The sequence below is a fragment of the Arthrobacter sp. B055-34 genome (genome assembly GCF_059090425.1).
In genome coordinates this window covers 30,652-43,766 of the sequence record NZ_JBNHFQ010000005.1, presented here as the reverse complement: position 1 = coordinate 43,766, position 13,115 = coordinate 30,652, and the positions used below count along the sequence as shown (strand labels likewise).

Below are 13,115 nucleotides of genomic sequence, written 5' to 3'. Positions count from 1 at the left end.
TCCTGCGGCTGCCGGTCCGGTGTCGGGACCCAAGCCCGATCAACGGTAAACTCGTTCAAGACCCATTTAAGAACACTCTAGTCACATCACAGCCGGCCCGGGGCGGAAGCCTCCGCGATAGCGCCGGTGAAGTTTTACTGAAAGGAATGCTGTGCTGCGCACACATGACCTCGGCTCGCTGAGGGCTGAGCACATTGGACAGACCGTAACCCTCGCCGGCTGGGTGGCCCGCCGGCGTGATCACGGCGGCGTGGCATTCCTGGATCTGCGTGATGCCTCCGGCATTGCCCAGGTTGTGGTGCGCGAAGAGGACGTCTTTCACGCCCTGCGCAACGAATATGTGCTGCAGATCAAGGGCACGGTCGAGAAGCGGCCCGAAGGCAACGAAAACCCGGCCCTGGCCACAGGTGAGATCGAAGTCATAGCCGATTCCGTCGTCGTACTCAGTACTTCGGATCCGCTGCCGTTCCAGATCGACGAGCACGTCGAGGTCGGCGAGGAAGCACGCCTGAAGCACCGTTACCTGGACCTGCGCCGTCCCGGCCCCGCGGCCGCCATGCGGCTGCGCTCGGAGGCCAACCGGGTGGCGCGCGAGCTGCTGCACCAGGACGGTTTCGTGGAAATCGAAACCCCGACGCTGACCCGTTCCACCCCGGAAGGCGCCCGCGACTTCCTGGTGCCGGCGCGCTTGGATCCGGGCTCCTGGTACGCCCTGCCGCAGTCCCCGCAGCTGTTCAAGCAGCTGCTGCAGGTGGGCGGTTTCGAAAAGTACTACCAGATTGCCCGCTGCTACCGGGACGAAGACTTCCGCGCCGACCGCCAGCCGGAATTCACCCAGCTGGACATCGAGGCCAGCTTCGTCGAGCAGGATGACATCATCGCGCTGGGCGAGAGCATCGTGAAGGCGCTGTGGCAGCTGATCGACGTCGAGATCCCCACCCCGATCCGCCGCATGACCTACGCCGATGCGATGGCGAAGTACGGGTCCGACAAGCCTGACCTGCGGTTCGGCCTGGAGCTGACCGAGCTGACGGAGTTCTTCAAGGACACCACCTTCCGCGTCTTCCAGGCCCCGTACGTCGGCGCCGTAGTCATGCCCGGCGGTGCCTCCCAGGCCCGCCGCACGCTGGACGCGTGGCAGGAATGGGCCAAGCAGCGCGGCGCCAAGGGCTTGGCCTACGTCCTGATCCAGGAAGACGGAACGCTGAGCGGTCCGGTGGCCAAAAACCTCACCGACACCGAGCGCGCCGGCCTCGCGGATGCCGTGGGCGCCAAGCCCGGCGACTGCGTCTTCTTCGCCGCCGGCGACAAGTCCTCGGCGCGTGCGCTGCTGGGTGCCGCCCGCGTGGAGATCGGCCACCGCACCGGTTTGATTAACGACGGCGACTGGGCCTTCGTATGGATCGTCGATGCCCCGCTGTTCGAACCGGCCGCCGCAGCGGTCGAATCGGGCGACGTCGCCGTCGGCGCAGGTGCTTGGACCGCCGTCCACCACGCCTTCACCTCGCCGAAGCCCGAGTTCATGGACACGTTCGATGAGGACCCGGCGAACGCCCTGTCCTACGCCTATGACATTGTCTGCAACGGCAACGAACTCGGCGGCGGCTCCATCCGTATCCACCAGCGGGACGTGCAGGAACGTGTCCTGGCCGTCATGGGGATCGATCAGGAGCAGGCCCAGAGCAAGTTCGGCTTCCTGCTCGAGGGCTTCAAGTACGGCGCACCCCCGCACGGCGGCATCGCCTTCGGCTGGGACCGCGTTGTCCAGCTGCTGACCGGCTCGGACTCCATCCGCGACGTCATCGCGTTCCCGAAGACCGGCGGCGGCCACGACCCGCTGACCGATGCGCCCGCGCCGATCACCCCGCAGCAGCGCAAGGAAGCCGGCATCGACTTCAAGCCCAAGCCGAAGGACGCCTCCAATGACGGGCAGAAGGATGCTGCCCAGCACCCTGTAAAGGACAGCGTCCAAAGCTGACCTGCGTTACGACTGCGCCGTCCGGCCGGCCCCCAGGGGTCAGTCCGGGCGGCGCAGTCCGTTAACCGGCCGCCTCGTTTACCGGCCTGGCGCCGGGCCGCCTCAAGCGAAGTTGTCGAGACCGGCGGCCGGCCAGGAGATCACCGCCTTGATGCCCGCCAACTCCCGTGCAACCTCGACGAGCTGCCGTTGCCGCGGATCGGCGTTCAGCTCGAGGTGTGCCGCCGGCAGCGCCGCGAGACCGGCCAGCCGGGCATCGGCCAGCAGCTGGCGCAGCATGTCCCTGTCGCCGCCCGTGGCCAGGCATGTCGGTTTGGCTGCGGGGAAGTGGCCGGCCACGTACTCGGTCGCGGTCAGCACCAGCGCATCGGCCTGGTTGGCGCGTCTGCGGGCGTAACGTTGCTGCGACCAGCCTCCGGCGGCAGTGCGGGACTGTACATACCGGGTGCCGGACTTGGACCAGGTCAGCTGCCCCTGCAGGGACGTGCCGACGCTGTAGCCGCCGCGGCGCAGCAGGATCAGCCCGCAGGTTCCGCTGTCCGCCGCAGCGGCAGCGAGCTGCTCCGGCCACCCTTCCGCACTCAGCTCCGGGGTCAGCTGCTCCCACGGCAGGCCGAGCCGAACGGCAAAGCCGTCAGGACATGAAAGAACGACGCCGGCACCCGGCCCGGGACTGTTGACCTCACGCAGGGGATCGCCGTGGTCCGCGGCGAATTTGTCCACCCAGGCCCGGAGGCGGCCTGGCGGCAGGTAGATGGTCTTGGTCCGTGCCATAAGCGATAGCCTAGGCAGTGTGAGTGATTTGTTCAGTGCCGGCAGCGACACGGAAGATGATCGGGACGAAGAAGCCGGTCCCGGGGGCAGTTCCGGACGTGGCGCCGGCAGCATTGAGCGGCCCCGCAGTCCGCTCGCGGTGCGGATGCGTCCCCGGACCGTGGATGAGGTGGTGGGCCAGCAGCATCTGCTCCAGCCGGGCTCGCCATTGCGGCTGCTGGCCGCCGGCGGACAGGCAACCGGTCCTGCGGGGCCCTCGTCGCTGATGCTCTGGGGGCCGCCGGGCACCGGCAAGACAACGCTGGCGCACGTCATTGCCCGGGGGCCGGGCCGGAAATTCGTGGAACTCTCCGCCATCACCGCCGGCGTCAAGGATGTCCGCCGGGTGATGGACGAGGCGCTGACCGCCCGCGACCTGCACCGGACCACCACCGTGCTGTTCCTGGACGAGATCCACCGTTTCAACAAGGCCCAGCAGGACGCGCTGCTGCCCGGTGTCGAGAACCGCTGGGTGGTGCTGGTTGCGGCCACGACCGAAAACCCGTCCTTCTCCGTTGTCTCGCCGCTGCTGTCCCGGTCGCTGCTGCTGACGCTCAAGCCGCTCACCACCGAGGACATCGAGGGGCTGCTCCAGCGGGCCGTGACGGACGAGCGCGGCCTGGCGGGCCGGGTAGAGGTGAGCGATGAGGCGCTGGAACACCTGGTCAGGCTGGCGGCCGGCGATGCACGCCGCGGCCTGACAGCACTGGAGGCGGCTGCCGGCGTGGCCTGGGGCGAGGCGGAAAACCCGGGAGAGGAAGGCCCCGTGCGCGTGGAACTGTCGCATGCGGAGCGGGCCATGGACCGCGCGGCGCTGCGCTATGACCGCGCCGGCGACCAGCACTATGACATTGCCAGCGCCTTCATCAAGTCCATGCGCGGCTCCGATGTGGACGCCGCGCTGCACTACATGGCGCGCATGCTCGAGGCGGGGGAGGACCCGCGGTTTGTCGCCCGCCGGATCGTGATCTCGGCCTCCGAGGACGTGGGGATGGCGGACCCATCGGCGCTGCAGACCGCGGTGGCGGCCGCGCAGGCGGTGCAGCTGATCGGCATGCCCGAAGCCCGGCTGGTGCTGGCGCAGGCCGTGGTCCACATCGCCACCGCGCCGAAATCCAATGCCACGCACGATGCGATCAACGCCGCCGTCGCCGATGTCCGGGCCGGCCGCGGGCAGGGCGTTCCGGCCCACCTGCGGGACGCGCACTACCGCGGCGCGCAGCAGCTGGGCCATGGCAAGGGCTACATCTATTCCCACGATGCCCCGCACGGCATTGCCAAGCAGCAGTATGCGCCGGACGATCTGGTCGGCAGGAATTACTACGAGCCCACCGGGAACGGCGTCGAACGCGAGATTTCGGCACGGCTGGAACGGTTGCGCAAAATCATCCGCGGCGAATAACGACGGCGGCCGGTTCCGCAGGTGCGTCAGCCGTGGCGCGGTTTGGCAAAGTCCGCGGTGTCCAAGCTGATGGTGAAGGGTCCGTCGTTGACCAGCGACACTTCCATCATTGCGCCAAAGACTCCCGTTTCCACGGTGGCGCCGAGTCCCCGCAGCTGCTCGACCAGGCTCTCAAGCAGCGGCTCGCTGACATCCCCGGGGGCCGCTGCGGACCAGGATGGCCGGCGGCCCCGGCGGGTATCGGCGTACAACGTGAACTGGCTGACCACCAACAGCGGCGCGTTGACGTCAGCACAGGACTTTTCGCCGTCGAGAATCCGAAGCCGCCACATCTTCTCGGCCAGCACCCCGGCGTCGGCGGCAGTGTCGGTGTGGGTGGCGCCGGCGAGGACCAGCAGGCCGGGACCGTCGATGGCTCCGACTATCTGTCCGTCAACGCTGACGCTGGCCCGGCTGACCCGTTGAAGAATGGCTCGCATCCGATAACTCTAATCCGAACCCGGATAGGTGCTAGAATTGTGCGCTGACTGGCAAGCCGACTCTTCGGTGCCGCAATCCACTCCTGTACGCGCACAGTTTCTTAGCGGAAACCCGTGTGTTCGCGGGGGTGCACGTGTGCATGGGAGCAAGCCGGACTGTAGCTGAAGGCAGCGGTTGACCAACGCTCTCCACACTTGGAGGCCAGCAACATCACCTCACCGCATGAATTGGAAGGACATCGTGGCTAACAACACACGAGCCCGCCGCAAGGTCCGCATTTCGCGTGCCCTTGGCATTGCCCTGACCCCTAAAGCCGAAAAGTACATGGAGCGCCGTCCGTACGGTCCCGGCCAGCACGGCCGTGCCCGTCGCAAGCAGGACAGCGACTACGCCGTACGTCTGCGTGAAAAGCAGCGTCTGCGTGCCCAGTACGGCATCCGCGAAGCACAGATGACCCGTGCCTTCGAGGAAGCCAAGCGCACCGCCGGCCTGACTGGTGAGAACCTGGTCGAGCTGCTGGAAATGCGTCTTGACGCCCTGGTGCTGCGTGCCGGCTTCGCCCGCACCATCGCCCAGGCCCGCCAGTTGGTTGTGCACCGCCACATCATGGTTGACGGCGCACGCGTGGACCGCCCGTCCTTCCGCGTGTCCGAGGGCCAGCTGATCCACGTGCACAGCCGAAGCGAGGTCATGCCGCCGTTCCAGGTTGCAGCAGCCGGCGCACACCGCGACGTTCTGCCGAACGTTCCGGCCTACCTTGACGTTACGCTGGACAAGCTCCAGGCCCGCCTGGTCCGCCGCCCCAAGCGTTCCGAGGTTCCCGTAACCTGCGAAGAGCAGCTGGTGGTTGAATACTACGCACGCTAAACCTTTCCGGGAGCTAATCCTCCCTGGAAGCTGGGCAGCGTAAAACTGCATACCGCCCTTGGGCGGAAAACCTCACTGAACAGCCCGTGGCACGCGCCGCGGGCTGTTCAGTAGGTAATGTACTTACAGGTGCGCCGAAAGCAACGAGTGCCAGGCGCCGTCGTCGTTAGCTGGATCCGCCCGCGGGTGGGTTTAAAAAATATGCCAAACAAAGGAGCTCCCTCCCATGTCAGGTGGAGATATCGCCGGTCTCATCGCTGCGGGCGTTTTCGCGGTGCTGGTGGCCCTGCTGGCCATACCGGTATGGAAGCTGGGGAAAGTCTTTGACGAACTTCGGGTAGCCATCCGCTCGATCAGCGACGGCACCACGCCGCTGATCGATGAAGTGACTACCACGGTGACCACCACCAACGAGCAGTTGCGGAAGGTGGACGGCATCTCGTCCAACGTCTCGGACGCCTCTGCCAATGTCTCCGCGCTGTCCTCATTGGTCGCCGCGACGATCGGCTCGCCGCTGATCAAGGTGGCAGCCTTCTCCTACGGCGTGCGCACCGCATTCAACTCGCGCGGCCAGTCCGGCAGAACTACCGAGGGCAAAGGCCGTCGCAGCCGCTAAGGCTGAGGGAGGAAACAGATGAAACGGCTTATTTGGATGGGCGCCGGAATCGCCATCGGCGTTCTGGCGGTCCGCAAGATTTCCGCGACCAAGCAGACCTTCGGGCCCGAGGGGCTGAACCGTGCGGTCGCGTCCCTGGCGGACAGCGTTGCGGATTTCACCCACACATTCCGCACCGGCATGACCGAACGTGAAGCGGATCTGCGCGCCGCCCTGGGAATCGATTCCGCAGATCACGTCAACAACCGCTAGATTTTCCTAGGCGCATTCCCGTTTTCGGGAAGCGGCGCCGCATTTTTGTTTCACCGGAAGGGTATTTAGGCACCATGAAGTCCCATGAGATCGTTCGCCGCTGGCTCGACTTCTTCGAGAAAAAGGGACATACCGTGGTGCCCTCGGCGTCGCTGGTGTCGCCGGACCCCTCGCTGCTGTTCACCGTCGCGGGCATGGTGCCGTTCATTCCGTACCTCACCGCCCGGGAAACACCGCCGTTCAACCGCGCCACGAGCGTGCAGAAGTGCATCCGCACCGCCGATATCGAAGAGGTCGGCAAGACGGTCCGGCACGGCACCTTCTTCCAGATGTGCGGCAACTTCTCCTTCGGCGACTACTTCAAGGAAGGCGCCATTGCGATGGCGTGGGAGCTGCTGACCTCCCCCGTGGAGGACGGCGGTTACGGCCTGCCCGCCGACCGGCTCTGGATCACCGTCTACCAGGAGGATGACGAGGCGCTGCAGATCTGGCGCGACAAGATCGGCGTGCCCGTCGCGCGGATCCAGAAGTCCGGCAAGAAAGACAACTACTGGTCCACCGGCCAGCCCGGCCCCGCCGGCCCCTGCTCCGAGATCTTCTACGACCGCGGCCCCGAATACGGGATCGAGGGCGGTCCCATTGCCGATGAGACGCGCTACATCGAGATCTGGAACCTGGTCTTCATGCAGTACCAGCGCGGCGAGGGCATCGGCAAGGAGGACTTCGAGATCCTTGGCGAGCTGCCCAAGAAGAACATCGACACCGGCCTGGGCATGGAACGCCTCGCCATGATCCTCCAGGGCGTGGAGAACATGTACGAGACGGACCAGGTCCGCCCGGTCCTGGACAAGGCCGCCGAGCTCGCGGGCAAGGAGTACACCAGCGCCGAGACCGATGAGGACCCGCACCACACCGACGACGTGCGCCTCCGCGTGGTGGCCGACCATATCCGTTCGGCCTTGATGCTGATTTCCGACGGTGTGACCCCCTCCAACGAGGGCCGCGGCTACGTGCTGCGCCGCCTGATCCGCCGTGCCGTCCGCGCCATGCGTCTGCTGGGCGTCGAACAGGCCTGCCTGCCGGAGCTGCTGCCCGTGTCCCGGGATGCGATGAAGGGAACCTACCCCGTTGTCGACACCGACTTCGAGCGGATCAGCCGCATCGCATACGCCGAGGAGAAGGCCTTCCTGCGCACCATCGCCTCCGGCACCGCACGCCTGGAGGAAGCCGTCAAGGAGTCAAAGGCCGCCGGCAAGCCGCTCTCGGGTGAAGACGCTTTCAGCCTGCACGATACCTACGGCTTCCCGATCGACCTGACGCTGGAAATGGCCGAGGAAGCCGGGCTGAAGGTCGACGAGGCCGGCTTCCGCAGCCTGATGACCGAGCAGCGCGAGCGTGCCCAAGCCGATGCCCGGGGCAAGAAGCTCGGCCATGCAGATGTCCGGGTCTTCAACGAGCTGCTCGCCGGCGGTGAGACCGTGTTCACCGGCTACGAAGAGCTGGCCACCGAGTCCGCCGTGCGCGGCATCGTCAGCGGCGGAGCCACGGTCGGCTTCGCCAGCCAGGGCGAGGAAATCGAACTGGTCCTGAACGAGACGCCGTTCTATGCCGAAGCGGGCGGCCAGGCCGCCGACGTCGGACTTATCACCGGCGACGGCTTTGTGGTTGAGGTCCTCGACGTCCAGCGACCGGTCAAGGGACTCAGCGTCCACAAGGCCATTGTCCGCGAGGGCGAGATCCCCGCGGATGCGAAGGTGCTGGCCGCGGTGGACCAGCAGCGCAGGCAGGCGGGCGAGCAGGCCCACTCCGGCACGCACATCATCCACGCCGCCCTGCACCAGATTCTCGGTCCGGAGGCGCTGCAGCGAGGCTCCTTCAACAAGGCAGGCTACCTGCGCTTCGACTTCTCCTGGGGCGAAGGCATCAGTGCCGCGGCCAAGTCGGAAATCGAGGAAGTCTCCAACCTGGCCATCCGTAACAATTACCAGGTTGAGACGAAGGTCATGAGCCTGGCCGATGCCAAGGCGCTCGGCGCCACCGCATTGTTCGGCGAGGCCTACGGGGACAAGGTCCGCGTAGTGGAGATCGACGGCGCGTGGTCGCGTGAGCTGTGCGGCGGTACCCATGTGGATGCCACCGCGGAGATCGGCAGCCTGACGCTGCTCGGCGAGCAGTCGGTGGGCTCCGGCAACCGCCGTGTGGAGGCGTTCGTGGGCATGGAGGCTTTCCGCCACCTGGCAGCCGAACGCGCCCTGGTCACCGAACTTTCGGAAATGCTCAAGGTGCCGGGTCCGCAGCTGCCGGACCGTATTGCTGCCACGTTGGCCAAGCTCAAGGCTGCCGAGAAGGAACTGGCCCGGCTGCGCAAGGAACAGTTGGCTGCCTCGGCCGCCTCCCTGGTGGAAAAAGCCAAGGATGTCGCCGGCGTACGGCTGTTGGCGCACAATGCCGGGGAGCTTGGCGGAGCGGATGACCTGCGGTCCCTCGCTCTGGACCTGCGCGCACGGCTCGGTTCAGACCCGGCTGCCGTCGCCATGACGGGCGTGGCGAATGGACGCCCGCTGATTCTCGTGGCGACCAACGAAGCAGCCCGTGCCGCAGGCGTCAAGGCCGGTGCGTTGGTCAAGACTGCTGCCGGCGTACTCGGCGGCGGCGGCGGCGGCAAGGACGACGTCGCACAGGGCGGCGGCACGGACGTAACGAAAATTGATGAGGCGATCACCGCCGTCGTCAATGCCGTGGCTAACCGGGGCTAAGGACCTTAAGTGTCCAGTTCAGAGGCGCCAGCCGGAACAAAACTCGGGGTCGATGTCGGACTGGCTCGGGTCGGTCTGGCCGGCTCCGATCCGGGCGGCATCCTGGCGACGCCGATCCGCACTTTGAAGCGCGATGTGAAGAAGAACAGCGACATCCGCGTGCTGGTGAGGGAGGCTGCCGAGCGTTCCGCGGTGCAGGTCTTCGTCGGCCTCCCGCGCACCATGAAGGGCGGAGAGTCTGCTTCCACCCAGATGGCGCGGGAGTACGCGGATCTGCTGGCACAGGCACTTGCCGATGCAGGCCTGGCGGTTTCAGTGAATCTGATCGATGAGCGTTTGACCACAGTCTCGGCTCATCGCACTCTTCACAGCGCTGGCATGAGCAGCCGTGAACATCGTAAAGTTGTTGATCAGGTTGCAGCAGTCGAAATACTCCAGCAGGCGCTGGACATGCAACGCGCGCTTGGACGGGACGTGGGGAGTCCTGTGGCCGTTCCGGATTCAGTCCGCAGGGGAGCCCAGGCATTGGAAGAGGAGACGAAGATTCCACACGTACATGACAGCGATGGTGAGAGCAGACGGTGAGCAATACTTATCCGGAGCATCCTCCGTATCCGGAACAACAGCCCGTTGACGAGTTGGTCGATGAGGCCGATCACCTGGCCCATGGGCATGACGATGATCCTGGCGTCTTCTACGACGAGACGCCGGTGATCAAGCGCAGCCGTCGAAACAAGATCAAGCGGCAGCGTCGGCGCCGGCGCAACATCATCATGCTGGTGGTCTTTGGCGTCTTCGCGGCAGGCCTGATCGGCGTCGTCTTGTTGCTGCAAAATCTGCTGGGCATGAACGAGCTCAAAGACTATGAAGGTCCCGGTGAAGGCCAGGTAACGTTCACGGTTGAACAGGGTGCCGGTCCTCTCGCCATCGCCGCTTCGCTGGTGGAACAGGACATTGTTGCCTCCACCGATACTTTCGTCGATGAGGTTTCGAACCAGGCCGAAGGCCGGGAGATCCAGCCGGGGCAGTACCCGCTGAAGTACCGCATGTCGGCCGCTGCAGCGGCGTCGATCCTGCTGGAGGAAAGCAACGAAGGCGTGCATTACGCGGCCATCAACCGGACCTGGCGACAGGAAGAAGTGTTCAAGGCCCTGTCCGAGGGGACCCGGATCCCCGTTGCCGAATTCGCCAAACTGGCCGAGGACCCGCAGGCACTGGGCCTGCCCGAGGAGGCACGGAACCTGGAGGGCTATCTCTTCCCGGCCGAATACCGGTTCCCGCTGGATATCACCGCAGAGGAAATCCTGCGCGAAATGATCGGCAACACGATCGAGCGTCTGGAAGCGGACGGGATTACCGACGCCGACCAGCAGTTCCGCGTGCTGACCATCGCCAGCATCATCGAGGCGGAGGCAGGCGAGGCCGATTATGGCGCGGTTGCCGGTGCCATCGAGAACCGGCTGCAACCCGACAACACGGAGACGAACGGTCTGATCCAGTCCGACGCCACGGTCACCTATGGGCTGGGCCGTAAGGGCTACGACATCACGCCCGAAGAGAAGGCGGATAAGTCCAACCCGTACAACACCTACGCCCACACCGGTCTGCCCGCGGGACCGATTAATTCCCCGGGCGGCCCGGCCATCGATGCCGCGGCCAATCCGGATGAGGTGCCGTACTACTACTGGGTAACGGTGAATCTGGATACCGGGGAGACCAAGTTCTCCGAGACGCTTGCCGAGCACAACGCCTACACCAAGGAATATCTGAACTGGTGCAGCGAGCAGGAGGAAGGCCGTTGCAACTAAGAAATTCCGACTTCACGGTCATCCGCCGTGGCTGAGCCGGCGCCTGCCCGGAGGGCCGCGGTCCTGGGCCATCCGATCAGTCATTCGCGGTCCCCGCTGCTGCACGGGGCCGCTTACGAACTGCTCGGCTTCGACTGTGCGTATGAGGCCATTGACCTGACCCCGGAACAGTTGCCGGCGTTCGTGGCAGGTATGCGGGAGAGCAGTTGCTGGGCCGGGCTGTCCGTCACGATGCCGCTCAAGGCAGCCATGGTGCCGCTGATGGACGAGACGAGTGACCTCGTCCGCTCCCTGGGTGTTCTCAACACCGTGGTGGTGCGCCGGCAGCCGGACGGTACGGTTCGATTGGCCGGGCAGAACACCGACGTAGCCGGCATCATTGAGGCGCTGCGCCATGCCGGCGCTACCCCGGGCGGCCACGCAGTCATCCTCGGCGGTGGCGGCACCGCCGCGGCTGCGGCCGCCGCCCTTGCCGGACTGCAAGTGAACAGCCTGAGCGTCTGCCTGCGCGACCCGGAGAAGGCCAGCCCTGTCCTGGCCGTCGCACGCAACGCAGGGCTGGAGTGCCGGGTGGCCAGCTGGGATGACGTGGTGGCCGAACTGGCATCGGCACAAGTGGTGGTTTCCACCTTGCCCCCGCACGCAGCCGACCCCATCGCGGATGGGCTGGATGCCTCGGGAGCACGGCTGGACTCCCAGGTGCTGCTGGACGTCACGTACGATCCGTGGCCCAGCCGGATCGCCTCTGTCTGGAATCAACGCGGGGGCGCAATCGTTCCCGGGTTGGAAATGCTGATCTACCAGGCCGTCGAGCAAGTACGACTGTTCACGGGCATGGAGCTGGCCGAACCGGATCAAGTCATAAATGTGATGTGTGACGCTGTGGGCGCGCCCCGGCGTTAAAGCGGTGCCGTGGTCATGGCAGTATTGTTTCCATGCTGCGTTGGTTAACTGCCGGTGAATCCCATGGTCCGGCCCTGGTTGGAATTATTGAAGGCGTCCCTGCCGGAGTGGAGCTCAACAGCTCCGACATCCAGGCGGCCCTGGCCCGACGCCGGCTCGGCTACGGCCGCGGCGCACGCATGAAGTTTGAGCAAGACGCCGTCACCATCACCGGTGGCGTCCGGCACGGACGTACCCAGGGCGGCCCGGTGGCCATCCAGGTGGGCAACACCGAGTGGCCCAAGTGGGAAAAGATCATGTCAGCGGATCCGGTTGATCCCGTGGAGCTGGCCGAACTGGCCCGCAACGCGCCGCTGACGCGTCCGCGGCCCGGCCACGCGGATTTCACCGGAATGCAGAAATACGGGTTCGATGAAGCCCGTCCCGTCCTGGAACGCGCCAGCGCCCGCGAGACCGCTGCCCGGGTGGCCCTTGGCACCGTGGCCGCCAATTTCCTGAAGGCCCTGGGCATCGAGCTGGTCAGCCACACGGTTTCGATTGCACGGGTTGCCGTTCCCGAGGAAAGTCCGGTACCGCTTCCCTCCGATGTGATTGCGCTGGACGAAGATCCACTGCGCTGCTTCGACGCCGAGACCTCGCTGGCCATGGTCCAGGAGGTTGACGCTGCCCACAAGGAGGGCGAGACCCTGGGTGGGGTTGTCGAGGTCCTGGCCTACGGCCTGCCGCCGGGGCTGGGCAGCTATGTGCATTGGGACCGCCGCCTCGACGCACGGCTCGCCGCGGCGCTGATGGGCATCCAGGCGATCAAAGGCGTTGAAGTCGGTGACGGCTTCCAGACCGCCGGCCGCCGGGGTTCGGCTGCCCATGACGAGATTGTCCGCGACTCCAGCGGCACCATCGTGCGTTCCACCAACCGCGCCGGCGGAATCGAGGGCGGCATGAGCATCGGCGATACGCTGCGTGTGCGCGCCGCCATGAAACCCATCGCCACCGTTCCCCGCGCTCTGAAGACCATCGATGTCAGCACCGGCGAAGACGCCAAGGCCCATCACCAGCGTTCCGACGTGTGCGCCGTCCCGGCAGCCGGCGTAGTCGCCGAGGCCATGGTCGCATTGGTGCTCGCACAGGCGGTTACGGAGAAGTTCGGCGGCGATTCGGTAGCAGAGACGGCACGCAACATGCGCAGCTTCATTGAGGCTATTCCGGAATCTCTGGATTCGATCGGCAGCTAGTGCCCGAC

Annotated in this window: 12 protein-coding genes; 10 read left to right on the top strand and 2 right to left on the bottom strand. The window is 65.8% G+C overall.

The features are described 5' to 3' along the window. Positions 1–151 precede the first annotated feature (151 nt). The gene (aspS, locus tag AC5RWO_RS11075; protein WP_498731429.1) at positions 152–1,978 is read left to right on the top strand and encodes an aspartate--tRNA ligase; all 1,827 of its coding nucleotides are present in this window, start codon (positions 152–154) and stop codon (positions 1,976–1,978) included. Positions 1,979–2,080: 102 nt separating this feature from the next. Here the strand turns inward: aspS and AC5RWO_RS11070 are convergent, their stop codons facing one another. After that, a complete protein-coding gene (locus tag AC5RWO_RS11070) occupies positions 2,081–2,752 on the bottom strand; it encodes an acVLRF1 family peptidyl-tRNA hydrolase (protein ID WP_498731428.1) in 672 nt (223 codons plus the stop codon). 19 nt (positions 2,753–2,771) lie between these two features. Here AC5RWO_RS11070 and AC5RWO_RS11065 point away from each other — a divergent pair, with 19 nt between their 5' ends. Next, positions 2,772–4,193: a replication-associated recombination protein A gene (locus AC5RWO_RS11065; protein WP_498731427.1), complete on the top strand. Its 1,422-nt coding sequence runs from the start codon at positions 2,772–2,774 to the stop codon at positions 4,191–4,193. Positions 4,194–4,219: 26 nt separating this feature from the next. Here AC5RWO_RS11065 and dtd read toward each other — a convergent pair whose 3' ends face one another. Beyond that, entirely contained in the window at positions 4,220–4,672 is a 453-nt protein-coding gene (gene dtd / locus AC5RWO_RS11060; protein ID WP_498731426.1) for a D-aminoacyl-tRNA deacylase, read from the bottom strand. Positions 4,673–4,913: 241 nt separating this feature from the next. Between dtd and rpsD the strand changes: the two genes are divergently transcribed. The 8 genes from rpsD to aroC all read left to right on the top strand — a co-directional run bounded on the left by rpsD (position 4,914) and on the right by aroC (position 13,107). After that, positions 4,914–5,540: a 30S ribosomal protein S4 gene (rpsD, locus tag AC5RWO_RS11055; RefSeq protein WP_498731425.1), complete on the top strand. Its 627-nt coding sequence runs from the start codon at positions 4,914–4,916 to the stop codon at positions 5,538–5,540. Between the two features lie 226 nt (positions 5,541–5,766). Next, a complete protein-coding gene (locus AC5RWO_RS11050; RefSeq protein ID WP_139003451.1) occupies positions 5,767–6,156 on the top strand; it encodes a DUF948 domain-containing protein in 390 nt (129 codons plus the stop codon). Positions 6,157–6,174: 18 nt separating this feature from the next. Further along, a complete protein-coding gene (locus tag AC5RWO_RS11045) occupies positions 6,175–6,408 on the top strand; it encodes a hypothetical protein (protein ID WP_170837969.1) in 234 nt (77 codons plus the stop codon). Between the two features lie 74 nt (positions 6,409–6,482). Further along, positions 6,483–9,164 (top strand): alanine--tRNA ligase, encoded by a 2,682-nt coding sequence (alaS, locus tag AC5RWO_RS11040; protein WP_498731424.1) that lies wholly within the window; start codon positions 6,483–6,485, stop codon positions 9,162–9,164. Positions 9,165–9,173: 9 nt separating this feature from the next. Continuing rightward, on the top strand, positions 9,174–9,749 hold the full coding sequence (gene ruvX, locus AC5RWO_RS11035; RefSeq protein WP_498731423.1) for a Holliday junction resolvase RuvX: 576 nt from the start codon (positions 9,174–9,176) through the stop codon (positions 9,747–9,749). After that, positions 9,746–10,972, top strand: a complete 1,227-nt coding sequence (gene mltG, locus AC5RWO_RS11030) for an endolytic transglycosylase MltG (RefSeq protein WP_498731422.1) — start codon at positions 9,746–9,748, stop codon at positions 10,970–10,972. The genes ruvX and mltG overlap by 4 nt, the downstream gene beginning before the upstream one ends. Before the next feature lie 27 nt (positions 10,973–10,999). Beyond that, positions 11,000–11,875 carry a shikimate dehydrogenase gene (locus AC5RWO_RS11025; RefSeq protein WP_498731421.1) on the top strand — a complete coding sequence of 292 codons (876 nt, stop codon included), beginning with the start codon at positions 11,000–11,002 and terminating at the stop codon, positions 11,873–11,875. A 32-nt stretch (positions 11,876–11,907) separates the two neighbouring features. Then, positions 11,908–13,107 carry a chorismate synthase gene (gene aroC, locus AC5RWO_RS11020; RefSeq protein ID WP_498731420.1) on the top strand — a complete coding sequence of 400 codons (1,200 nt, stop codon included), beginning with the start codon at positions 11,908–11,910 and terminating at the stop codon, positions 13,105–13,107. Positions 13,108–13,115: the final 8 nt, after the last annotated feature.